The organism is Bacillus cereus group sp. BfR-BA-01408, assembly GCF_022663305.1.
Classification (GTDB): Bacteria; Bacillota; Bacilli; order Bacillales; family Bacillaceae_G; genus Bacillus_A; species Bacillus_A pacificus.
Map to the genome: position 1 here is coordinate 22,431 of NZ_JAKUFF010000006.1, position 23,453 is coordinate 45,883.

A 23,453-nucleotide genomic window follows, 5' to 3' on the forward strand; every position below is an offset into this window, starting at 1 on the left:
CGTTATGAGAAAAAGATTCGTTCGATTTTCTTTTGTAGTACAGTATCTAAAGATTTGACAAACCCAGCAAATTCATCGGTAGAAATCATATGAGTAAGAACGAGTCGTCTGCCGTCTGGTGTTTCACCGCATAAGACGAACGAAGAAAATTCATATGTTTTGTTTTCTACTACTAATTTTGGATAGGAATACGTGTCGCTCTTCTTCTTCTTTCCATCAATAGAGATGACGTTGCATTTTTTCTCATTGTTGTCCATGGTGAATCCCTCCTTTCTATTACTTATGGTAGACAAGGAGGGTTTAGAACAATAGAGAAGGGGGAATTTTTTATGACTGTTGTAATAGAACGTATTTCAAAAGAAGCTATACCGAAGTCTTTATTACTACTTGCTGATCCAAGTGAACAGCAAATTGATGCATATGTACAAAGAGGATTAACATACGTAGCTAAGCAAGAGGATAATGTAATCGGTGTATATGTGATTTTGGAAACAAGGCCGAAGACGATGGAAATTATGAATATTGCGGTTGTAGAGCATTTGCAAGGAAAAGGGATTGGAAAGAAGCTAGTAAGTCATGCTATAGAAACTGCTAAAGGATATGGTATGTCAAAACTTGAAGTTGGTACAGGCAATTCTAGTGTTTCACAACTTGCTTTATATCAAAAATGTGGATTTCGTATTTTTTCTATTGATTTTGATTACTTTTCGAAGCATTATGAAGAAGAGATTATTGAAAATGGGATTGTATGCCGTGATATGATTCGGCTTGCAATGGAATTAAATCAGAACGTATAACTTATTTAGGGGGAAGAGAAGATGGAAGTACATAAAGCAATTACAGCACATTCTCGTAAACAAAATGAAAGTGTAAAAGCATGTTTACAATTAGATGCGCAGCGTGAAGCAGCTATTGAAGCAGCCGTATCTCTTGCGTCAAATGGGAAAGAATTTTCGGTTGATGTCATTAATGTTGTAACGAAGCAAATTAATGCTCTTGCAAAAAATGGTGTTACACTAGAGCGTAAATATGTTACAAAAGAAATGGTTATGGAGTATGTAAGTCGTTTGAAAGAGAAAGAAGGTCGTTAAAGATGTTAGTTACAGTCGAATGGTTACGTGAGCATATAGAAGATGAGAACGTCCGTATAATCGATTGTCGTTTTGATTTAGCGAATCCTAATTGGGGTAGAGAAAAGTATGAGGAAGAACATATTCCTCATGCATTATATTTTGATTTGAATGTAGATTTATCAAGTCCTATAACAGAACATGGTGGTCGCCACCCGTTACCAAATATTGAGGAGTTTGCAGACAAGCTTTCGCAAGCTGGTATTGATGAACACACGAAAGTGATTGCATATGACAGTGAAGCGGGTGCAAATGCTTCTCGTCTTTGGTGGTTATTAAACTATGTAGGACATGAGAAAGTATATATATTAGATGGCGGATTTCCAGCATGGAAAGAGAATGGACTACCGGTAACACCGGAAATTTCTGTTGCTAAACGAAAAGCATTCAAAGCAAATGTACAAAATCATATGCTTGTAACGATGGAAACGGTGAGAGAGAATATTTATGCAGGTGCAGATGTTACGTTAATTGATTCTAGAGAGCCAAAACGTTATGCTGGTGTAGAGGAACTTGTTGATCCGAAAGCAGGACACATTCCAACAGCAGTAAATTATTTTTGGAAGGATGGAATGCTGCAATCAGGACAATTTAAGAATGAAGCTCAGCAACAAGAACGATTCCAAAATCTTTCGAAAGATAAGGAAACAATTGTATATTGTGGTTCTGGTGTTACAGCATGTCCAAATATCGTTGCATTGAAATTAGCTGGATTCCAGAATGTTAAATTGTATGCAGGTAGCTGGAGTGATTGGATTTCTTATCCAGAAAATCAAATTGCAAAAGAAGAAGATTAATCACTTGCATGCAAAAATAATTTGTATTAAAATAAGGTCACAAGCAAGAGATTGCTCGAAAAACTTTGTATTTTACACATTGGAAACAATGTGATAATATAACGACAAGTAAATAATACATCCTGCGGTGTACGTAACTTATTTATGTCTAAAACCGATGTTAGTTATACGGAAGCTCAATATTTAGCGACCATCATCAAGCCTTCCTTGTGGAGGAAGATGTACGGTAACTGTGAGGGCATCCACCTGCGAGTAGCGGGTTTTTGGACATTTACGAGGAGCGGCACGTGCGGGGGTCTTATTTCAACTAACATTATATAAAATTCCTACGGTGTACGTAGCTTATGCATGTCTTAAACCAATAAGTTTAATATGGAAGTTCAATATTTAAATGTAGCTAACATGCCATCTTTTTAAGAAGGAAGTTACAAACATTTGTGAGAGCATCCACCTGTGAGAGCAGGTTTATGGACATCTAGAGAGAACGGCATATGTGGGGCTAAATAAAAACCTTACGTTTTATACGTAAGGTTTTTTTGTTGCATACATATATCCATGTTATCTCGATTCACCTGTGAAGTTTCCGTAATAAATATAGCACTTTCTGTCTTTATTATATCTAGGTTAGTTTGTTATACCTTTCGAAAAAAATGTAGGCTACTGTTGACATCTATTTTAAATAAGAGTAACATTTTCTATGTAATAAAAATAAGTCTCTGTTAGGTGAGGCTCCTGTATAGAGAAATGCTACTGCCCAAAAATGTCGAGAGACGCCAATGGGTCAACAGGAATGATCGAATTAAGGTTTTTCTTAACGTAGCTGGTAATGTACCTATGCTATACAGTGCTAAAACTCGGCGAGGGAGAGGTCCGTAGATTTCTAATTGTATTAGGAATCGTTTATTTGTGTATGTCATGGCCTTTACTCTTTTCGGAGTAAAGGTCTTTTTGTTGCAAAGCTATGAGTAATTTCATAGTATAAACTATAAAATAAAACGAGGAGGTGAGGAGCATGTCAAATTCTGACTCGGTTCCGTTACCCATATACTTCAAATCAAAAATATATGATGTAGGCAGGAAACGACTTGTTCCTCCCTTTATATTTATCATCATGTAGCGTTTATATGTATGTTTAAGCGCTAAATACTTTCACAGTAAAGTAGATAAATTGAGAAACAAAGCGTTTCTTCCTACGTTGTAAAGGAGGAGACGATAATATGTTATATGCAAACAAAACTGTGGGTAACACGTCATATAAATTAAGTAAAAAATCAATGAAAGAACAAACATTGCTTCAAAAAAATAAAGATTTATTAATTGAAATCGCAACGAGAGATGTAAAATCTGTATTTGCGTATTTTAAAACAACAAGAGATGGATTATCTATGAAAGAGGCACAAAAACGTATTCAAGTATACGGCCGAAATGAATTAACTTCAAAAAGAGCTCGTATTGCGGAAGTAATGATGAAGCTAAGTGGAATGATCCCAGGTTTTTCAAAACAACATGTGAGAGATGGATTACAATGTGAAAAGATTACTGTGTCTCGAGTAGAATGTTCTAGTGTAACAGGTTTAAATGGTGAATTAAAAATGATGGATTTGCCAGTACAAGAGCTTGTTCCTGGGGATATAATTTTCCTTTCAGAAGGTGACACAGTACCAGCAGATGTACGTATCATTTATGCAAATGATTTATTAGTAAATGAATCTGTACTAACAGGAAATGATGCGAGTATTGAGAAGTTTGAAAGCTGCTATCATCTTGAGCGCAAACGATTTATTCCTTTAAAAAGAATGAAAGACTATAATCCACTTGAACTTGAAAATGTATGTTTCAAAGGAACGTATATTGTTGGTGGAAATGCGAAAGCTGTAGTAGTTTCAACTGGGAAAAATACGTATACAGGGATTCTTCATACTTGTTGTAGTAGAACGTCTTAATGTGTAAATGATGCTAAATATACAAAAACAATGTATAATAGACAAAGTTGAAAAACGTAGAATGGTAATCTATTTATATAACCTTACGTGATGACGTGAGGTTATTATTTTTTTGGTAGGAGAGGAATTATGAAAAAAGTATTATTAGTTGATGGTATGGCACTATTATTTCGTGCTTTTTATGCAACAAGTGTCTATGGACAGTTTATGAAACGACAAGATGGTACCCCTACAAATGGGATTCATGGTTATATGAAACATTTATTAACGGCAATGCAAGCAATTGAACCGACACATATCGTAACATGCTGGGATATGGGAAGTACAACATTTAGAACAGAATCGTTCTCAAATTATAAAGCAAATCGTGCAGCGCCGCCTGAAGAATTAATTCCGCAATTTGATCTAGTGCAAGAAATGACTGCAAAATTATCTGTTCCAGTTATCGGTCTGAAAGGGTATGAAGCGGATGATTGTATCGGTACACTAGCAAAACAATATTGCAATGAAGCGGAAGTTTATATTTTAACAGGTGATACGGATTTACTTCAGCTTGTTGATAAAAACGTTACAGTTATGCTTCTGCGCAAAGGAATTGGAAATTACGAGTATTACACACCGGAGAAAATTATGGAAGAAAAAGGTGTAGAACCGTGGCAAATTGTTCATGCGAAAGCTTTTATGGGAGATACAAGTGATAATTATCCAGGTGTAAAAGGTATTGGTGAAAAAACAGCGTATAAGCTTATTCAAGAACATGGTACAGTATCAGCTGTACTAGAAAACATAACATCATTAACGAAAGCGCAACGTACGAAGATTGAAAGTGATTTAGAGAATTTAAATATTTCATTACAATTGGCACAAATTCATTGTGAAGTTCCTATTTCATGTTCACTAGAAGAAGGATTACACACAATAGATGAAGAAAAATTACGATTCGTTTGTGAAGAAATGAATTGGGGAAGACCTGAAATATTAATCAATATGTTGTAAATACTCGAAAGACCGATTAAAAGTAAAATGAATCGGTCTTTCTTTTTTTGTTCACAAAGTTGTCAGAAAATAAACGGAATTTTCATATGAAGTTCAAATAGAATTCACAACAATCAATTATTATAAGAACAACCAGATAATTCATTATCTTTTATCCCACTTTAATGGGCAGTAAGACCCCCATCTTAAAATTCAGCGAAAGCAAAGAAGTTAGGTGGGGGATCAACTGCCCATAAAAGTCCGATTGGTTCAACTAATAATCAGTGGGGGATGAAGAAAACCCCCACTGATTAAAGTTTCACTTTATATAAATCATCCCCCAAGGAGGACAATGAAAATGAGAAAAAAAGTGAGAAAATCTTTTAAACAATTATTAATTGAAAATAAACAATCACTATTAAATAATAAAGAAAATATGAAAGAAATTGAGGAACGAATTGAGAAACGACATGTAGCATATCAAGTTGCTAGTAATTGAGTATAATAATTTTCCCTATGAAAAAAGCTTGTAGTTTAGAGACTATCCAAACTACAAGCTTTTTCTTTTGTATTACTTCCACCAAATCCAAGCCCAAAAGTAATTTCGTACATTTCGAGGAGTAATCCGTATGAAGCGTTCACCGTCAAAGAAGCAATTCAAATTTGGAAGTGTTTCATCTGGATTTTCTGGAACAAAGGTGACGATGTTTTCGTTACTTCTAATGGGTACTGTAATGGGTAGGTAGTGAAATTTGAAGCTGTACTATTTTAATCACAAGATAGATAGTTGCCATCCTAAAAAAGATTAGCACTATTAGCAGGGATGTTTAAAATAGCGATAGAACTATTTTGTGTATGGTTAATAATGTTGCATTAGCATGATTTTAATTATTATTGTACTTAATTCTTATAGGTATGTTGTCACCTCATATAGTCTTGGTCAAAATAGGATATGCGTGACAAATAAAGGGTAACATGTACAAGTTGAATTGGGAAGATGGATTTAAATGTCTAGATAAGGGGATGGAGTATGATTGAATTGGAATTTAGCGTGGAGCGTCTTAGGGAAGAACAAATAGGCGATATTGTAGCATTATCATCTTATATTGGTTGGGATTATAACAGGGAAGAAGTTGAAGCAATTTTTAACTCAGGTATTGTATACGGCGTATGGAATGAGAGAAAGGAACTTATTGCTAGCGCAGCAATAATATTATATGGGGAGGCGTTGGCATCTATCGGAATGGTAATTGTACATCCAGATTATAAGGGAAGAGGAATTGGAAAGATGATTACAAATTCATGCATGAATAGCGTATCAGCTCAAACTCCATTTATGCTTATTGCTACGGATGAAGGGAAACCTTTATATGAAAAATTAGGATTTAGGGCAGTAAGTTATGTTTCTAAATACATATGTAACTCATACAATGCGAATGATTATTGTGTAAGAAATGAAGATTATGTGATGAATTATGAAGAGGATGAGTTAGAAAAAATAATAAAAATAGATGAATATGCGTTTGGAACAAATAGAAAAGAGTTTTTAAAGAAAAGAATTATGCAAAGTGAACAGTGTATCGTTGTAAAGGACAAGGAACAAAATGTATTAGGTTACGGTTTAAGCATACAAACACCAGAAAATAAAATAATAGGACCGGTTGTTGCTAAAAATGATGAGATGGCAATGAGAATTGTACATGATTTAGCAAAAGGGCATAATGGTAAATTAAGAATTGATGTACTAGAAGGAAAGAAAGATTTCATGAAAGTATTAGAGATTACTGGTTTTAAAAAGGTGAATACACCACCAATTATGATGAAAAATAGCGGTCAATTATTAAAAAGGAATAATGAGTTATATAGCATTGCAGCACAAATTTTTGGGTGAAAAAGAATCCTTCTGAACGAAGGATTCTTTTTCGCTAATCACGATATTGATCATGAGTCGGCTGAAAGAGGTCTTCCTCGATATCCCTCACCATAGAAAAATGATCAACGTTATAATGCCCATGTAAAGTTTTATTGTGGTGACCAATAATTTGCTCTGCAGACAATACGTCAGAATCAGTTGTGGAATGACCGTTTTTAATTAATGTAACATCAAAGCCTTGTACAGTTGCTGTCCTTACAGCGGTATCAATACAATGCTCTGTTTTACATCCACCGATAACGATATGGTTAATCTTTTCTTCTTTTAAAAGTTCAAGTAAAGAAGTGCCATAGAATGCATTTGTGGCTGCTTTATTAATAAGGATTGCAGACTGAGGTACTTGGATTTTATTATGTACTTCAAAGCCTACGCCGCTACCAGAAGCAACATCGATATCTCTTACGAAAACAATAAGGGCATTGGAATCTATTGCTTTCTGCACGGCTGTATTTAATGTAGATAATAATTCGGTTTTACGAAAAACTTCACTTTCTTGTTCATTTCCATCCATTAATTCTTGCTGCGCATCGATAATTAATAGTGCTTGTTTCATCATGTCTCCCCTTTAATATGGAATAAGTTCCACGGTACATATTCCTTCATATTGTAAAGAAATCCTCCATTTATAAACGAAGTAGATGATTGATTTACAAAGTTGTCAAAGAAATTTCATTCTCATGGCGTATAAAAACATGTATGATAGGAAGTGGAGAATTTTTGAGTAGGTGGGAATAACATGCAAACAGTAGAAGATTATCTTTCATTCTTACATACGAAAGGATTTAAATTATCAGAGGAAGCACAAGGATTTATTATGTTCGGACAAGGATATACGGGTGCATCTGATGGCATTGTAAACGCAGCAATAGAAGCGACAATTAAGCATCAATTGCAGTTTGATGGCAGTTATTTTGTTGCGTTATTAGAACGATTGAAAGAAGAAGAGATTACAGATAAAAAAAGCGCTAAGGCTTTTATGCGGAAGTTACAAGCGTAACTTCACGCAGCCTGCGCTTCTTTTTTTGTTTTAGAAGGTAATTCAACAAAAACCATGCCTAGGAAAATACAGAGGCATCCGATAATAGCGGAAATAGAAAGTTGTTCGTTTGCAACGAGAACGCCTGTTAAGGCAGCGAAAACGGGCTCCATTGCGAAAATAATTGCTACTCTCGTTGGAGACGTATGTTTTTGTGCTGATGTTTGAATGAAAAAAGCAATGGATGTCGCGAACAGGGAAGTTAGAAATAGAGCAAATAAAAAGGAAGCATTCGTCCATAGTGCTACTGAAAATAATTTTTCCCAATCTTCAAACAAAAAGGCGCAAATAGAAGAAAACATACCGACAGCTAATACTTGCGATGTGCTTAACAATAAAGGTGATATTTTTTTAGAGAAGAAGCCGTTAACGAGAATATGAGCAGCGAAAGCAACTGCACAACCGAGAACGAGTATATCTCCAATGTTTAATTGAAAAGAATCACCTGCTGTTAATAAATATAAACCCGCTGTTGCTACAGCAATGCCAATTACGATAAAAATAGTAGCTTTTTGTTTTAAAAAGATAAAAGACAAGATTGGTACCATAACGATACTAAGCCCTGTTAAGAAACCAGCTTTTGAAGAAGTTGTATAAAGTAAGCCGAATGTTTGTAATACATAGCCAACGCATAAAAAGAATCCAACGGTTAATCCAGCGAGGCTACTCTGTTTTATATCTTGTTTTGAAGTTTTTTTTGAGAAAATCATTTGAACGAATAATAAAATGATTCCAGCGAATAAAAAGCGTATACCATTAAATGTAAATGGACCAACGAAAGACATAGCATTTTGAACGACGACAAATGTAGCTCCCCAAATAAAAGACACAAATAATAAAGCAAGAGGAGCAATCCAATCTTTTTTCACACTCATACCCCCGTTAATTTTGTAAGATAGCTTTTCTAGCTAATTCATCAGCAACTTTATTTTGACTACTTGGAATCCACTTAATAAAAAAGAGATCGAAACTTTTTATGTACTGCAGTGCTTCCTCTAATAGTGGTGCAAACATTTTATTTTTTGCGTATTCTTTTTCGACAGCTCGCTCAACAAGTTGCGAATCTGTACGAAAAGAGACAATGTTATAATTATGCTCCGTGCAATATTTTAATGCCGCAAGTAAAGCGTGGTATTCCGCTTCATGATTGGACATTGTCCCAAGGGGGAATGATAATTGTACAGCGGGTTGAACCCCTTTAATAAATACGCCTGCACCAGAAGGACCAGGATTTCCTTTTGATGCACCATCAATATATACTTCAATCAAAATGAGAAACCTCCAAATGATAAGATGATCCCCTACCTATATGTTTCATTGAAGTAGGGGATAGAGTAACTTAGCCGATTGTAATACTATAACGACATGTAAATGTTTCATGCGCTTGTAAAGATTGAATTCCTTTTTTTCCCTTGAAATCTTTTGCTGGATTTACTTCATCAGCAATTCCGTACCAAGGTTCAATACATAAGAAAGGTGCATTCTCGCCTGGTGTCCATACGCCGACAAATGGGAATCCGTCAAATTCTACTTTTACGAATTTATTATGTTTATGAGAACGGATGGAGATTTCATCTGTATTCATATTTTCAAAAATAAGTGCATCGTTTTTAAATAGGTCGTATGTAAGTGGCAACTCATTCGTACTTTCAGCAATTAGTTGCTTCTTATTTGAAAGGTAAGGTCCTTCTAATACGCTCGTTTCTAAACGCTCTGAACCATTAAAAGATAGATGGTAATCTGTAAATGACTCGCCCTCTAATAACGGGAAATTGAAACCAGGATGTGCTCCGATTGAGAAGAACATCTCTTTTGAAGCAGGGTTATTCACTTCGTATGTTACATGAACGGTTTGTCCGTCTAGTTCATAAGAAACGAGTAATTCGAATTCGTATGGGTATTTTTTTAATGTTTCTTCATTACTAGTTACAATGTAGGTGATTTTCGTTTCACTTTGTTCTTCTACAGAGAATGTAAGATCACGAGCAAAGCCGTGTTGTGTTAAAGAATAAGGTTTACCATCTACGTAGTATGTATTATCTACTAATCGGCCGACGATTGGGAATAAAATTGGTGCACGGCGTCCCCAATAAGTAGCATCACCTTGCCATAAGTATTCTGTATTGTCTTCTTTTAAGCGAACGCTTTGTAATTCTGCACCTTTGTCAGAGATGGTAACGATCACTTTTTCATTTTGAATTGTTGCAGTCATGAAGTAAAACCTCCTAAATCTTTCATATATTTCATTATACGTTGTCTAAAAGAAAAAGGGTAGTTCATGGTAGGAATCTATTGACGAAAGGGGGGCTACCGCGTAAAATATAATCTTGTTGCTAAAAAAACGAATAACGTGGTTCGAAACCATCCCACGTAAAAAAACTAAGGAGATTTTGTCATGAATATTAGAACTTTAGTCGGTAATGGTATTTTAGCGGCATTATATATTGCTGTTTCTATGCTTATTCAGCCATTTGGCTTTACGAATGTACAGTTTCGTATTTCAGAGATGTTTAATCATCTCGTTGTATTTAATAAGAAAGCAATTTACGGAATTGTATTAGGTGTATTTTTAACGAATCTCTTTTTCTCACCTATGATCGCTTACGATTTAGTATTTGGAGTAGGGCAATCTATTCTTGCATTAGTTGCAACGATTATTTCTATGCGATTTATTAAAGGTGTTTGGGCTCGTATGATTTTTAATACAGTTATTTTTACAATTACAATGTTTATGATTGCAATTGAACTTCATCTTGCATTTGATTTACCATTTATGTTGACTTGGTTAACATGTGCAATCGGTGAATTTGTTGTCATGGCGATTGGTATGCCTGTAATGTACTGGATTAATAAACGAGTACAATTTGAAAGATTTATGTAATAGATGAAAGAGCTATTCCTATAGGGATAGCTCTTTTTGTATGTAATCACATTGAATATAATGCTGTGACTATTGATAAAATATAATAAAATAAAGTGAGGCTTTCATTAGCTGGCTACATATAAGAAGTCTTACATAAGGGGAATCTAGTATGAAATATAAAATTCATTGGTTGTATAAAACAAAGCGCGGTTTGCAGACGGACTTAACGACAGATTATATGAACATAGAAGAAGTACTTCAATTTGCAGAGGATTTCGAGAAAACAGGAAGAGTAAAAGAACTATTATTTTATGATGAAATGGATGCAGAATGGTCATTAAAAGAAATGAAAAAACTGAGTAAGCAAGTGGAGGATGAGCCTCAAGAAATACTCGTTTATTTTGATGGTGGTTATGATGTGCAGACGAAAGAAGCTGGAGTAGGTATATGTGTGTACTATAAAAAAGGAAATAAAAACTACCGAATTCGCCGTAATGCATATATAGAAGGCATATATGATAATAATGAAGCGGAATATGCATCATTACTATATAGCATGAATATACTCGAGGAATTAGGGATTAAGTATGAAGCGGTCACGCTTCGCGGAGATTCTCAAGTTGTACTGCAGCAATTGGCTGGAGAATGGCCTTGTTATGATGAACATTTAAATCATTATTTAGATCAAATTGAGCAAAAGGCGAAGCAAATGAAATTAAAACTTGTATGTGAGCCTATATCAAGAAAACAAAATAAAGAAGCACATCAATTAGCTACGCAAGCATTAGAAGGAACAGTGATTGATAGTCATAAAGAAATAACCGAATAGAGAGGTGCAAGAGTGGATAAAAAGCAACTCATTACAGAGGTAAATGACTTATTAGAAACGTATTGTGAAGGATGTTTTTTGCGAGAACATAATCGAAAGACAAATAGTAAGTATTATGCTCATTCCTTTTGTATAAGACAATGTACAGTTGGAGAAACATTGAAAAAATATGGGGAACAGTTGTCATGAAAAAACATCCAGAGAAAACTCTCTGGATGTTTTTTAGTGCTTCGCTTCATTTAATTGATGCTCACACTCGCTTAATTTCTTTTCCTCATTTATTAAAAATGGCTCGTCTAAATCTGTTGCAACAGATTTCATAATTTCAAGCTGAGAGCGAGCTGCTTCTACAGCAGTAGTCGCATGCTCTAATGTATCTGGATCCATTGAAATTGTCGCTGATCCTACCATTTTTTGTGCTGTTTCTACACGGAATTTCACTTCTTCAAAATCATTTACTTCTGATCCCATTAATAATTCCTCCTTTGTATAGTGCGCATTTCACATAGTTTTTGCTCTGGAAAACGGAAATATACAAAGGAATAACAAAGGAGGTTACCAAGTAAGGTAACCTCCTGTCATATGTTGGATTAAAGTTTTACTACGTTAGCAGCTTGAGGTCCACGGTTTCCTTCAGTGATATCGAAAGATACTTCTTGACCTTCTTCTAAAGCTTTGTAGCCTTCGCCTTGAATAGCAGAGAAATGTACGAATACATCGTCAGCGCCTTCAATTTCGATAAATCCAAAACCTTTTTCGTTGTTAAACCATTTTACTTTTCCTTGCATGTTACAATTCCTCCTAGAAAACATTTACGTTTTTTCATTTAGTGAAATTCATTTGAAAAGATAATATAAACTAAAAATGCTATAATCTTGAATATTCTGCTAAATGATTAATTTAAATATACACGAATTGGGAGAATTTAGTCAAGTAAGCGATTTTATTTTTTTGTATTTTTAAATAATTTTTTAGCCAAATTTTTTAATAGGTATAGGACAGGCCGAGTATGTAATAGTCTTAATTGAACGCTATACATAATGAGGTGAAAGAATGAATGAGTCTTATTTATTAGATAATGAAGGAATGAGAACGAGAAACGACATACCGAATTGGGTTGCAAAGGAATTTCAAAATTTTTCGAGTGTTGTGCTAGAACCAACTTTTCCGTGCTATTTCGGCTTAACAGCTTTAAAAAAGAATGAACTTCGTTATTCATTTCTCTCTCATAATGATTGGAGTCATTTGCCACATACAATGTTATCTTTTTTAGAGTTAATGAAAGAGCGTCCAATTGTAAGAAGAGGATTTTTTCTTTTTGTAGAACCGGAATGTGAGGAGCAATCACTGGAATATTACCGTGATTACTTTTGGAAAGTACTACAATATTTACATGAAAACGATAAGGAAACATGGCCAAAGCAAATTCCTGAAGACCCAGATCATTACTTATGGGAATTTTCATTTGGCGGGGAACCGATATTCGCATTTGGAAACGCACCAGCCTATAAACAACGAAAAACTAGGCATTTAGGAAATTCTCTCGTTATTGGATTTCAGCCACGTACTATATTTGATGGATTAGAAGGAGATCGTCCTAAAGGAGCATATTCTAGGCAAACGGTCCGTGAGCGAGTTGAAAAGTGGGATCAGCTGCCGAAACATCCTAACATTAGTCATTATGGTGATCCGGATCATCGTGAATGGAAACAATACTTTATAGGAGACGATGTAGAACCGTTAAAAGGAAAATGTCCTTTTCTTCATAAGATAGAAAAGTAAGAGTCATCATCTGGATGGCTCTTTTGCATATTTTGGATAAAAAAGGGTATTTTAGTAGTAAATATTTTGAGGAAAGCTAGTCTATTTTTAATTATTACATCATTACTTAATAGTAAAGGAAGTAGAAAGGATAGAGTGATGTTTGGAGCAATTATACAACAAATTGTATTAGGTATTTCATTAGCTGCGCCAGTAGGTCCGATTAATATTGAAATGTTAAAACGAGGAATTGAACGAGGTTTTTGGCATGCGTGGGTTGTTGGAATTGGTGGAATGACAGCAGATATTTTGTTTATGCTTCTCATCTATTTCGGTTTATCTTCTCTGTTTATGTATACATATGTACAAGCTTTTATGTATTGCACAGGGTTTTTCTTATTATTTTATTTAGGATTTCAAAGTGTAAAACAAGGAATTTCTCAATCGAATATGGAATATAAAAAAGAAGAGGTAGGCGGCCTTAAACAATCGTTTATGGCAGGTTTTTTAATTGCGATATCCAATCCATTAAATCTTGTTTTTTGGTTTGGTATATATGGAAGTACACTTAGCTCATTGCTTACGAAGGTAACGAAACAAGAAGCCTTTTTGTACAGTCTTTGTATTATCGTTGGTATTATTTTATGGAATGTAAATATTGCTTTTTCTGTCCATTTTGGCAGAACATTATTAAAGCAAAAAGCACTTGGCTATATAACAGCCGGAGCAGGTATTATTTTAGTAGGATATTCTATCCATTTTGCATACAAAGCTTTACAGTTGTTCACATAAGATTGAAGGGGAGATTTTTATGTATCGAACCACTATTGACGGAAAAGAAATCATTATTACGTTAGCACCAAAAATCAGAAAAGAAATTACTGATAGAAATCCACTATATGAAGCGGTATTTCATAATGCAGCAAGATTACTACAAACAAAGCAACCAACGTTTGCTGTAAATCATGAAATATTTGGACTTATCATTGGAGAGGTACAAAGAGGAGAAGTAACAGTGTTTGCGGTAGAACATATTATTCCAAAGCAAAATATATTTGGACCGAACAATTTTTTCTCGACAATAGAGCAACAGGCAAATTTGTAAAGCGTATAGAATAAGATATAGAAAAGAAATAGTCGTAACGATATGTTGCGACTGTTTTTTTTGAAAAGGGGGAAGGAAGATGAAGAGGGTGGGGAAAGAGTTCTTTTTACAACATGATATCGTTATTATGTATAGTATTTTATTTGTTTTTATCATTATTTTAAAAATGCAATTTTTCACATGGATCGGTTTGTTAGCATGTTTGTTTGGGATTATTTTTTATACGCTAAACGAATATATGACACACCGTTTTTTATTTCATTTAAAACCACCTAAAAACGTATTTTTATTAAAAATGCTAAGAAGATTACATTATGACCATCACGTATATCCAGATGATTTAAAACTTTTATTTTTGCCTGTATGGTTTAGTATACCGAGCTTTACTATATATTTACTTATATCATACGTGATAACAAAAAGTGTTACCATTACACTTTCATTCGGAATCGGAATGATTATTATGCTTCTCGTTTATGAATGGAAACATTATATTGCACATAAGCCAATTCGTCCCGTCACCAAGTTTGGTAGGTGGCTAAAAAAACAGCACATATTACACCATTATAAAAATGAAAAGTTTTGGTTTGGTGTTTCAAATCCAGTATTCGATTTCATATTTGGAACACTTAAAGATGGAAAAGACGTTGAATTAAGCGAAACAGCTCGTAATTTAGAAAAAGAGAAAAAAACAGAAGTGGTGCGATAAGCACTACTTTTTTATTTTGTTTTAATGGGTATGAAAGCTTCACTGGCACGTAAATTTTATGTTGGAAAAGTATATTAAAAACTTAGGGGAAAATGCTGAAAAATGTCTATCGAAAAATCTTTGCAGGAATGTATGGATTGTCTAAAATGAAAATAGGTTTCTGAATATTTATAAAATTTAGTTTTTTTGGTATACAAGGGGGAATTGTACTTTCAGTAAGAGAGGGGATTAGAGAATGAAACGAGATGATACGTCAGCACGTAAGTTACAAAATGAGGTGAATTATACAGAGGTTGTTCAGTCAGAAGAATTTCAATTGTTATTAAATACGAAAAAGAAGTTCATCGTTCCAATGAGTATTTTCTTTTTAAGTTTTTTTATTGCGTTACCTATTTTAACATCGTATTCAAAGGTACTCAATACACCGGCATTTGGTGATGTTACGTGGGCGTGGATATTTGCTTTTGCACAATTTATTATGACGTGGTCATTATGTATGATTTACAGCAAAAAAGCTGAATCCTTTGATAAAATCTCACAAAACATTCTGCAAGAGATGCAAAAAGGGAGGGGCTGACTTTGAATACAACCGCTTTTGCACTATTTTTAATCATCGTACTTGGTACACTCGTCATAACTTATTTTGCATCGAAGAAAACGAAAAATGCGAGTGAATTTTATACAGCTGGAGGGGGATTAACTGGTTGGCAAAATGGTCTGGCCATTGCGGGAGATTATATGTCTGCTGCGTCTTTTCTTGGTATAGCGGGAGCGATCGCGTTAACTGGGTTTGATGGTTTCTTCTATAGTATCGGTTTCTTAGTTGCTTATTTAGTTGTACTATACTTAGTTGCAGAGCCGCTTAGAAACTTGGGGAAATACACATTAGCAGATATGATTGCGGCGCGTTTTGATGCGAAAAAAGTTCGCGGAGTTGCAGCGCTTAATACGATGACGATATCCATTTTTTATATGATTGCACAATTAGTTGGTGCGGGTGCACTTATTAAATTATTATTAGGAATCGAATATACAACATCTGTATTAATCGTTGGTACACTTATGACTGTGTATGTTATTTTTGGTGGTATGACTGCGACGAGCTGGGTACAAATCGTTAAGGCTGTATTACTTATGGCTGGTACATTTATTATTTCTGTAATCGTTTTCGCCAAATTTAATTTCAGTGTGACGGAAATGTTCGCGCAAATGAAAACAGCTACTCCGTTAAAAGAGTCGTTTTTAAATCCCGGTGTAAAGTATAAAGATGGTCTTGATACGCTATCTTTAAATTTAGGACTAGTTCTTGGTACAGCAGGGTTACCACATATTCTTGTCCGCTTTTTTACAGTACGTGATGCAAAAACGGCACGTCAATCTGTTGTATATGCGACATGGTTAATTGGCGCATTTTATATTATGACGATTTTCTTAGGATTTGGGGCAGCAGCGTTTGTAGGAAATGAGGCAATTATTAAAGCAAATCCAGCTGGTAATATGGCAGCACCTTTATTAGCTAAAGCATTGGGCGGAGATTTCTTATTTGCTTTCGTATCAGCAATTGCTTTTGCAACGATTTTAGCTGTAGTGGCAGGCCTTGTATTAACAGCAGCATCCGCATTCGCACATGATTTTTATAATGAAATTATCCGTAAGGGGAAATCAACGGAAAAAGAGCAAGTATCCATGGCTCGTTATGCGTCTATTGGAGTAGCTGTATTATCTATTATACTAGCGTTATTTGCTCAAACATTGAACGTAGCATTTTTAGTTTCGTTAGCATTTGCAGTTGCAGCGAGTGCAAACTTGCCAGTTATATTATTCACAATATATTGGAAGCGCTTCAATACAACAGGTGCCATCTCTGGTATGATTGCTGGTCTTGTATCAGCTATTGTTCTTGTAGCGTTAAGCCCAAATGTATGGAACCCTGTAGCTGGAAAAGCTATATTTGTTGGGGAAGCGATATTCCCATATACGACACCTGGAATTATTTCGATTCCGCTCGGATTTCTTGCAGCGTATTTAGGAACTGTTTTATCTAGTAAGAAAGAAGATGCAGCGAAATTTGATGAAATTCTCGTGAAATCTAATACTGGGCATGGTATTAGTGACGCGTCTTCGCATTAAAAAAGAGGAGCTTTTCGATAGATAAGAAAAGCTCCTTTTTCTTTTGTCATTTTCTTGTAAATAATACTGCTTTGTAAGTAGGATTTGTCTTAATTTTGTGGAATGAAAATAAGCAGGGAGAAATTTAAATCATCATGGTACCAGCGCAGCTTTTGTGAAAAATAAGTTGTTATGGAAGGTGGAAGAAATGATGAAAACGAAACAGACTGATGAATTATTAGCAAAAGATGAGCAATATGTTTGGCACGGAATGCGTCCCTTTAGTCCAAATAGTACAATGGTAGGGGCAAAAGCAGAAGGGTGCTGGGTTGAAGATATACAAGGAAAAAGATATTTAGATGGTATGAGTGGTCTTTGGTGTGTGAATAGTGGATATGGCAGAAAAGAGCTTGCAGAGGCGGCCTATAAGCAATTACAAACATTATCATACTTTCCGATGTCACAATCACATGAACCGGCTATAAAGCTTGCAGAAAAATTAAATGAATGGCTTGGAGGAGAGTATGTTATTTTCTTCTCTAATAGTGGTTCGGAAGCGAACGAAACAGCTTTTAAAATAGCGAGACAATACTATGCGCAAAAAGGTGAACCACATCGTTATAAATTTATGTCACGTTACCGCGGCTATCATGGGAATACAATGGCAACGATGGCAGCGACGGGACAAGCACAGCGTAGATATCAATATGAGCCATTTGCTTCAGGATTTTTACATGTAACGCCGCCAGATTGTTATCGTATGCCTGGAATAGAAAGAGAGAACATTTATGATGTAGAATGTGTAAAAGAAGTAGATCGGGTCATGACATGGGAACTAAGTGAAACGATTGCAGCTTTTATTATGGAACCAATTATTACAGGCGGAGGCATTTTAATGCCGCCACAAGACTATATGAAAGCTGTTCATGAAACGTGTCAAAAACACGGTGCCCTGCTTATTAGCGATGAAGTGATTTGCGGTTTTGGACGTACAGGAAAGGCATTTGGATTTATGAATTATGATGTGAAGCCTGATATTATTACAATGGCAAAAGGCATTACGAGTGCATATTTACCATTATCAGCAACAGCTGTGAAAAAAGAAATATATGAAGCATTTAAAGGAAAGGGAGAATATGAATTCTTCCGTCATATTAATACATTTGGTGGAAATCCTGCAGCTTGTGCACTAGCACTTAAAAACTTAGAAATTATGGAAAATGAAAATTTAATTGAGCGATCTGCGCAAATGGGTTCTCTTTTATTAGAGCAATTAAAAGAAGAAATTGGGGAGCATCCACTTGTTGGAGATATTAGAGGAAAAGGTCTACTAGTGGGAATTGAACTAGTAAACGATAAAGAGACGAAAGAGCCAATTGATAACGACAAAATTGCAAGTGTTGTAAATGCTTGCAAAGAAAAAGGGTTAATTATAGGTAGAAACGGTATGACAACAGCAGGATATAATAACGTCTTAACATTAGCGCCACCACTTGTTATTTCAAGTGAAGAAATTGCCTTTGTTGTTGGAACGTTGAAGACAGCGATGGAACGCATTTAATGAATCGAGCGAGCTGTGATTACAGCTCGCTTTTGTTTATCCCACTTAATGGGCAGTAAGACCCCCACCTCAAAATGCAGCGAAAGCAAAGGAGTTAGGTGGGGGTCGGGCTGCCCATTAAAGTCCGATTGGTGAGGGCTGATTAAAGTTTCACTTTATTAGGTGAAATATGATACGTTTTCAAAGGGAGGGAAATTATTATGAAGAAATATGATCCTAGTCAACATTATCACATCGGATATTATGAAGATGGATATGATTTAGAAGTGACAGCGTACAAAAGAATACATGAACCAGTTTGGGATGCTTATATTCCACACTATGAGGTAGACGATTTTTATAAGAAAGTGGAGGAAATGAAGCTAGGTGAATATGTAGATGATTATGGCATTATGGTGTATTCATTTCGTAATGATATTGATGATGATGAAGCGCGAATTATTTTTGAAAAATGGTTAAAAACGAACGGGATTGTTTAAAGATAAAACGAAAAAGAAGCCTACTATCTTATAAGATAGTAAGCTTCTTTTTTATTAAACTTATTTACTTGCTTTCATTGCTTTATCTTTTGCACCAAAAGTGTATTTTAACATTGGTGGTGTAATCATTGTAGTTAAAATAACGACAATAACGATAGCTGTAAAGTAATCTTGTGCTAGTAGACCTGAAGAAAGTCCTGTTCCTGCGATGATAAGTGCAACTTCACCACGAGAAACCATTCCAGAACCGATAATTGCAGAAGACTTAGCGTCAAATCCAGTCATTCGTGCACCTAAGCCACAACCGATTAGTTTCGTTAATACAGCGATTACTGTTAATGCTAGGATGAACCAAATTTGATCGCCAATACCGTCAAATGTAATATTCATACCGATACTTACGAAGAATACTGGAACGAACATAGCGTAAGCGATTGGCTCTACTTTCTTTTCTACTTCATGTTTGTAGTTCGTTTGAGAAATAGCGATACCAGCTGCGAAAGCACCGATAATACCAGCAATTCCTAATAGTTCGCCGAAATATGCGAATGAGAAACAGATGATAAGAGCCGCGCTCACGATAGACTCAGATACGCGTAGTGGTGATAACCAGCGCATAATCGCAGGAACACCTTTCCATCCGATTAAAATAATAGAAGCGAAGAATACAACTTTCTTCAAGATAATCATTGTTAAGTTAACATCGTCTGTACCTAGGAAACTCATTGCAAATGCTAATAAAATAACGACAAGAATGTCATCAAATACAGCTGCGCCCAGCATAGTTGTACTTTCACGTGTTTTCATCTTTCCTAAATCGCGAAGTGTTTGTACGGAAATACTAACACTTGTCGCACATAGAAGTAATCCTAAAAATACAGCATTTCCTTGTTCCATTCCCATAACAAGACCAGAAACGTAACCACCTACGAATGGAAGAATGATACCTCCAAGTGCAACAGCTAAAGAAGAATTACGATTTGCGTTTAATTCCTCTAAGTCTGTTTCAAGTCCTGCCATAAACATTAAAAGAATAACACCAACATTACTTAATTGTGTTAGAAGCTCTGAATTTTCAATCCAACCTAATACAGCTGGACCGATAACGATACCGACAATTAATTTACCTAGTACAGAAGGTTGACCTAATCTAACACTAAGATCACCAGCAAGCTTTGTACTTAATAAAATAAGTGCAATTTGAAAGAAAAATTCGAATTCCATCGGATCCTCTCCTTATCATTTTTATTTTTATCATACGATTTCTCGGAATTTGCCTAATGAAAATATGTAAAACCCATTAAACAAAGGGTCTGATTACGAGTTCTTTTGAACTTGTAATTTGAACCTGTAATTAATATATAATAGATTTTACAAAAAATCAATGAAAAAATGGGGGCTTTTTTAGAGAGAGACTGTGTAATTGGGGATATACATATAAGAGTAGCGTGTGAATTTATATATGTATGAAATAGTATGAAGTCCTTTTTCATTACAAATAATAAAGCCTAAATACGATTTCACGAGTTATAAATGTGAAAGGGAGGGTTTATAGTTTGAAGTCATTAAAAAACAACGTGTCTATCGTTGCTTTAGGTGGAGTAAATGAAATAGGGAAAAATATGTATGTTATTCAATTTGAAAATGATATTGTCGTTATTGATTGTGGATCAAAATTTCCAGATGAAAGTTTATTAGGAATTGATTTAATCATTCCAGATGTCACCTACTTACAAGAAAATAAAGAAAAAATTCGCGGATTAGTCGTGACGCATGGACATGAAGACCATATTGGCGGAATACCATATTTTTTAAAACAACTAAACGTACCAATCTATGCTACGAAGTTAACGTTAGGTTTAATTGAAATTAAATTAAAGGAGCATAACCTTCAAGATAATACAGAATTAATCGTGATTCATTCAGAATCAGAAATTGATTTTGGTGCTATTAAGACAACTTTTTTTAAAACGAATCATAGTATTCCAGATTGCCTCGGTATTGTTTTTCATACACCAGAAGGTACTATAGTACATACAGGTGATTTTAAATTTGATTTAACACCAGTTAATAATCAACATCCTGATATTCATAAAATGGCTAAAATAGGTAGTGAAGGTGTATTAGCTTTACTATCTGAAAGTACAAATGCAGAACGACCTGGATTTACCCCATCAGAAAGGTCGGTAGGGGAACGGATAGAGGAAATATTTATGAAAGCAAATAGGAAAGTGATTATTTCTACTTTTGCTTCTAATGTGAATCGTGTTCAGCAAATAGTTGAAGCTTGTATAAAAACAAATCGAAAACTGGCTTTGCTCGGGAGAAGTATGGTAAATGTAGTAGAAGTTGCTCTAGAGAAAGGGTATCTAAATATTCCAGATGGTATGCTAATTGAAGCAAATGAGGTAAATAATGTAGATCCAAAGCAGGTCGCAATACTTTGTACAGGAAGTCAAGGAGAACCAATGGCAGCTTTAGCGCGTTTAGCTAGTGGAAACTATAGGCAAGTAGATGTTTTACCAGAAGATACAGTTATTATAGCTGCGACTCCTATTCCAGGAAATGAACGTAATGTTTCGCGAATTATCGATAACTTATTTGCATTAGGGGCAAGAGTGATTTACGGATCAGGCAGTTCTACTGGAGTCCATGTATCTGGCCATGCATATCAAGAAGAATTAAAGTTAATGCTCACATTAATGAAGCCAAAATATTTTATCCCCATTCATGGAGAGTTTAGAATGCTACATCACCATAGCTTACTAGCGGAATCAATTGGTGTTGAAAAAGAAAATATCTTTATCGTTCGTAATGGAGATGTTGTAGATATAAGTAATCAAGTGGCAATTCAATCGAGAAAAATACAAGCAGGAAATATATATGTAGATGGATTAGGAATTGGTGATGTTGGAAATGCATTATTACGTGATCGAAAACAACTTTCAGAAGATGGAATGCTCGTTATAGTTATTACTTTTAATAAAGTGGATGGAGAAATAATTTCAGGTCCTGATATTATTTCTCGTGGATTCGTCTATGTTCGTGATTCAGAAGAATTTTTGAAGGAATTAAATAAATTAGCTGTTATTACGATTAATAATGTAAAGAAAGAGAAAGTGAATAGCTGGGGTATTTTGAAAAGAGAAGTAAGAGAAGCTTTAGGGAAGTATATATATACGAGTACGAAAAGAAAACCGATGATTCTTCCTATAATTATAGAGGTGTAATAATGAATAAAAAGAATTCTCTTAAGGGAATTCTTTTTTGTTTTGAAGATAGAATGAACATATAATGAAATAAATAGAAATGGAAGGGAATAAAAGATGTTATTAAACAAACGCTTTACAATTGGAGAAATGGCAAAAATGCATAATATAGCGGAATCTACTTTACGTTATTATGATGAAAAAGGAATTTTTCATCCGTCCATTGTGGACCCACAAACAAATTATCGCTATTACACAATCGATCAATTTTCACTATTAGATACGATTAAGTTTTTACGCCAATTAAATATTCCATTAAAGGAAATTAAGAAATATATTGATGAAAGAAATCCAGCATACGCACTCAATTTGTTGGAAAAACAACAAGAAATGATGTTGAAAAAACAAAGAGAAATTGAGTATGCTTTGGCGAAAATGGAGCATAGAATTCATTTGATTAAGGAAGCAACAAAAGCAAAAGCTAAACAAATGGTAATAAAAGAGATCCCGCGGCGAAAAATAACAGCCATTGCGGTTGCTCCGAATACGACGGATGATATGTTTGAGTACTACATCCATTCGTTGCAAAAAAATATGAGGCAAATGGATGATAGTTTATTTTCTGGAGATATTGGTGTAACAGTTGCGAAAAAAGGATTCATGCAAAATGAGTTTCAAGCGTATAGTAGCGTGTTTATTCTTTTGGATTATATGCCGTATGAAGTGCATAATTCAGATGAGATTAAGGAAGGTTTATATGCTTGTTCTTATCATCATGGACCGTATGAAGAAACAGATGCAACGTATAAGGAATTACTTGCATACATTGATCAAGAAGGATATGAAGTAAGTGGAGATGCGATTGAGATTGGATTAATCGATTGGTCTGTAACAGAAAATCCAGAGGAGCAAGTAACAGAAATTCAAATTCCTATCATGAAAAAATAAAACAATAAGCTGTGGCACTCGTATCATTACAAATGGGTATTAAATACGATAATTCAGTTACCTATT

The 23,453-nt window shown here is 34.8% G+C and carries 29 protein-coding genes, 2 other RNA genes and 2 riboswitches; of the genes, 23 read left to right on the forward strand and 8 right to left on the reverse strand.

The window, feature by feature from the left end; genetic code table 11:
* Nucleotides 1-2: 2 nt before the first annotated feature.
* The gene (locus tag MR083_RS05195; protein WP_000369740.1) at nt 3-257 is read right to left on the reverse strand and encodes a DUF3931 domain-containing protein; all 255 of its coding nucleotides are present in this window, start codon (nt 255-257) and stop codon (nt 3-5) included.
* Between the two features lie 72 nt (nt 258-329).
* On the opposite strand from MR083_RS05195, the gene MR083_RS05200 reads away from it, so the two are divergent.
* From MR083_RS05200 to MR083_RS05240, 9 genes are all read left to right on the forward strand, one after another.
* Nucleotides 330-797, forward strand: a complete 468-nt coding sequence (locus MR083_RS05200; protein ID WP_000219272.1) for a GNAT family N-acetyltransferase — start codon at nt 330-332, stop codon at nt 795-797.
* A 21-nt stretch (nt 798-818) separates the two neighbouring features.
* Complete coding sequence (locus MR083_RS05205; RefSeq protein WP_000451811.1) at nt 819-1,091, forward strand: YpbS family protein; 273 nt, start codon at nt 819-821, stop codon at nt 1,089-1,091.
* 2 nt (nt 1,092-1,093) lie between these two features.
* Nucleotides 1,094-1,927 carry a sulfurtransferase gene (locus MR083_RS05210; protein ID WP_242268673.1) on the forward strand — a complete coding sequence of 278 codons (834 nt, stop codon included), beginning with the start codon at nt 1,094-1,096 and terminating at the stop codon, nt 1,925-1,927.
* A gap of 116 nt (nt 1,928-2,043) precedes the next feature.
* A non-coding RNA gene (gene ssrS / locus MR083_RS05215) (6S RNA) lies at nt 2,044-2,226 on the forward strand.
* 21 nt (nt 2,227-2,247) lie between these two features.
* Nucleotides 2,248-2,431: non-coding RNA, 6S RNA (ssrS, locus tag MR083_RS05220), on the forward strand.
* A 204-nt stretch (nt 2,432-2,635) separates the two neighbouring features.
* A riboswitch (M-box (ykoK) riboswitch) is annotated at nt 2,636-2,801 on the forward strand.
* Nucleotides 2,802-3,144: 343 nt separating this feature from the next.
* Nucleotides 3,145-3,870 (forward strand): P-type ATPase actuator domain-containing protein, encoded by a 726-nt coding sequence (locus MR083_RS05225; RefSeq protein ID WP_000964962.1) that lies wholly within the window; start codon nt 3,145-3,147, stop codon nt 3,868-3,870.
* Nucleotides 3,871-3,999: 129 nt separating this feature from the next.
* Nucleotides 4,000-4,866 carry a 5'-3' exonuclease gene (locus tag MR083_RS05230; RefSeq protein ID WP_000757048.1) on the forward strand — a complete coding sequence of 289 codons (867 nt, stop codon included), beginning with the start codon at nt 4,000-4,002 and terminating at the stop codon, nt 4,864-4,866.
* Nucleotides 4,867-5,203: 337 nt separating this feature from the next.
* Nucleotides 5,204-5,344, forward strand: a complete 141-nt coding sequence (locus tag MR083_RS05235; protein WP_001228043.1) for an FbpB family small basic protein — start codon at nt 5,204-5,206, stop codon at nt 5,342-5,344.
* A 531-nt stretch (nt 5,345-5,875) separates the two neighbouring features.
* Complete coding sequence (locus MR083_RS05240) at nt 5,876-6,736, forward strand: GNAT family N-acetyltransferase (protein ID WP_000570998.1); 861 nt, start codon at nt 5,876-5,878, stop codon at nt 6,734-6,736.
* Between the two features lie 34 nt (nt 6,737-6,770).
* On the opposite strand, the gene MR083_RS05245 is transcribed toward MR083_RS05240, so the two are convergent.
* Nucleotides 6,771-7,331, reverse strand: coding sequence for a cysteine hydrolase family protein (locus tag MR083_RS05245; protein ID WP_000806356.1), 561 nt, complete (start codon nt 7,329-7,331; stop codon nt 6,771-6,773).
* A 183-nt stretch (nt 7,332-7,514) separates the two neighbouring features.
* On the opposite strand from MR083_RS05245, the gene MR083_RS05250 reads away from it, so the two are divergent.
* The gene (locus MR083_RS05250) at nt 7,515-7,775 is read left to right on the forward strand and encodes a DUF6123 family protein (RefSeq protein ID WP_001195212.1); all 261 of its coding nucleotides are present in this window, start codon (nt 7,515-7,517) and stop codon (nt 7,773-7,775) included.
* Between the two features lie 2 nt (nt 7,776-7,777).
* Here the strand turns inward: MR083_RS05250 and MR083_RS05255 are convergent, their stop codons facing one another.
* The 3 genes from MR083_RS05255 to MR083_RS05265 form a co-directional block, all read right to left on the reverse strand.
* Nucleotides 7,778-8,683 carry a DMT family transporter gene (locus MR083_RS05255; protein WP_000711156.1) on the reverse strand — a complete coding sequence of 302 codons (906 nt, stop codon included), beginning with the start codon at nt 8,681-8,683 and terminating at the stop codon, nt 7,778-7,780.
* Between the two features lie 13 nt (nt 8,684-8,696).
* On the reverse strand, nt 8,697-9,083 hold the full coding sequence (locus MR083_RS05260; RefSeq protein WP_000573869.1) for a reverse transcriptase-like protein: 387 nt from the start codon (nt 9,081-9,083) through the stop codon (nt 8,697-8,699).
* A 70-nt stretch (nt 9,084-9,153) separates the two neighbouring features.
* Nucleotides 9,154-10,026: an aldose 1-epimerase family protein gene (locus MR083_RS05265; protein WP_242268675.1), complete on the reverse strand. Its 873-nt coding sequence runs from the start codon at nt 10,024-10,026 to the stop codon at nt 9,154-9,156.
* Between the two features lie 132 nt (nt 10,027-10,158).
* Nucleotides 10,159-10,203, forward strand: a riboswitch (PreQ1 riboswitch).
* A gap of 6 nt (nt 10,204-10,209) precedes the next feature.
* Between MR083_RS05265 and MR083_RS05270 the strand changes: the two genes are divergently transcribed.
* The 3 genes from MR083_RS05270 (at nt 10,210) to MR083_RS05280 (ending at nt 11,695) form a co-directional block, all read left to right on the forward strand.
* Entirely contained in the window at nt 10,210-10,695 is a 486-nt protein-coding gene (locus MR083_RS05270) for a QueT transporter family protein (RefSeq protein WP_001026467.1), read from the forward strand.
* Between the two features lie 151 nt (nt 10,696-10,846).
* A complete protein-coding gene (locus tag MR083_RS05275; RefSeq protein ID WP_000875522.1) occupies nt 10,847-11,506 on the forward strand; it encodes a ribonuclease H family protein in 660 nt (219 codons plus the stop codon).
* Nucleotides 11,507-11,518: 12 nt separating this feature from the next.
* Nucleotides 11,519-11,695, forward strand: coding sequence for a zinc-finger domain-containing protein (locus tag MR083_RS05280; RefSeq protein WP_000358801.1), 177 nt, complete (start codon nt 11,519-11,521; stop codon nt 11,693-11,695).
* Between the two features lie 33 nt (nt 11,696-11,728).
* Here the strand turns inward: MR083_RS05280 and MR083_RS05285 are convergent, their stop codons facing one another.
* Together MR083_RS05285 and cspB are read right to left on the reverse strand one after the other, a co-directional pair.
* On the reverse strand, nt 11,729-11,977 hold the full coding sequence (locus MR083_RS05285) for a DUF2564 family protein (RefSeq protein ID WP_000534391.1): 249 nt from the start codon (nt 11,975-11,977) through the stop codon (nt 11,729-11,731).
* 119 nt (nt 11,978-12,096) lie between these two features.
* On the reverse strand, nt 12,097-12,294 hold the full coding sequence (gene cspB / locus MR083_RS05290) for a cold shock-like protein CspB (protein ID WP_001161727.1): 198 nt from the start codon (nt 12,292-12,294) through the stop codon (nt 12,097-12,099).
* 265 nt (nt 12,295-12,559) lie between these two features.
* On the opposite strand from cspB, the gene MR083_RS05295 reads away from it, so the two are divergent.
* The 8 genes from MR083_RS05295 to MR083_RS05330 all read left to right on the forward strand — a co-directional run bounded on the left by MR083_RS05295 (nt 12,560) and on the right by MR083_RS05330 (nt 19,230).
* Nucleotides 12,560-13,288 (forward strand): YqcI/YcgG family protein, encoded by a 729-nt coding sequence (locus MR083_RS05295; RefSeq protein WP_016717045.1) that lies wholly within the window; start codon nt 12,560-12,562, stop codon nt 13,286-13,288.
* A gap of 138 nt (nt 13,289-13,426) precedes the next feature.
* A complete protein-coding gene (locus tag MR083_RS05300; RefSeq protein ID WP_000466557.1) occupies nt 13,427-14,059 on the forward strand; it encodes a LysE family transporter in 633 nt (210 codons plus the stop codon).
* Nucleotides 14,060-14,078: 19 nt separating this feature from the next.
* Nucleotides 14,079-14,372: a hypothetical protein gene (locus tag MR083_RS05305; protein ID WP_000286361.1), complete on the forward strand. Its 294-nt coding sequence runs from the start codon at nt 14,079-14,081 to the stop codon at nt 14,370-14,372.
* Between the two features lie 79 nt (nt 14,373-14,451).
* Entirely contained in the window at nt 14,452-15,081 is a 630-nt protein-coding gene (locus MR083_RS05310; protein WP_000832152.1) for a sterol desaturase family protein, read from the forward strand.
* A 235-nt stretch (nt 15,082-15,316) separates the two neighbouring features.
* On the forward strand, nt 15,317-15,658 hold the full coding sequence (locus tag MR083_RS05315; RefSeq protein WP_000817374.1) for a DUF485 domain-containing protein: 342 nt from the start codon (nt 15,317-15,319) through the stop codon (nt 15,656-15,658).
* A gap of 2 nt (nt 15,659-15,660) precedes the next feature.
* Nucleotides 15,661-17,211 carry a solute symporter family protein gene (locus MR083_RS05320; RefSeq protein ID WP_001098251.1) on the forward strand — a complete coding sequence of 517 codons (1,551 nt, stop codon included), beginning with the start codon at nt 15,661-15,663 and terminating at the stop codon, nt 17,209-17,211.
* A 190-nt stretch (nt 17,212-17,401) separates the two neighbouring features.
* Nucleotides 17,402-18,751, forward strand: coding sequence for an aspartate aminotransferase family protein (locus MR083_RS05325; RefSeq protein WP_000850971.1), 1,350 nt, complete (start codon nt 17,402-17,404; stop codon nt 18,749-18,751).
* Nucleotides 18,752-18,951: 200 nt separating this feature from the next.
* On the forward strand, nt 18,952-19,230 hold the full coding sequence (locus MR083_RS05330; RefSeq protein ID WP_016717048.1) for a DUF3986 family protein: 279 nt from the start codon (nt 18,952-18,954) through the stop codon (nt 19,228-19,230).
* Nucleotides 19,231-19,290: 60 nt separating this feature from the next.
* On the opposite strand, the gene MR083_RS05335 is transcribed toward MR083_RS05330, so the two are convergent.
* A complete protein-coding gene (locus tag MR083_RS05335; RefSeq protein WP_000393891.1) occupies nt 19,291-20,454 on the reverse strand; it encodes a cation:proton antiporter in 1,164 nt (387 codons plus the stop codon).
* A 332-nt stretch (nt 20,455-20,786) separates the two neighbouring features.
* Between MR083_RS05335 and MR083_RS05340 the strand changes: the two genes are divergently transcribed.
* Both MR083_RS05340 and MR083_RS05345 read left to right on the forward strand, forming a co-directional pair.
* Complete coding sequence (locus MR083_RS05340) at nt 20,787-22,460, forward strand: ribonuclease J (protein ID WP_000838591.1); 1,674 nt, start codon at nt 20,787-20,789, stop codon at nt 22,458-22,460.
* A 96-nt stretch (nt 22,461-22,556) separates the two neighbouring features.
* The gene (locus tag MR083_RS05345) at nt 22,557-23,387 is read left to right on the forward strand and encodes a MerR family transcriptional regulator (protein WP_000925926.1); all 831 of its coding nucleotides are present in this window, start codon (nt 22,557-22,559) and stop codon (nt 23,385-23,387) included.
* Nucleotides 23,388-23,453 lie beyond the last annotated feature (66 nt).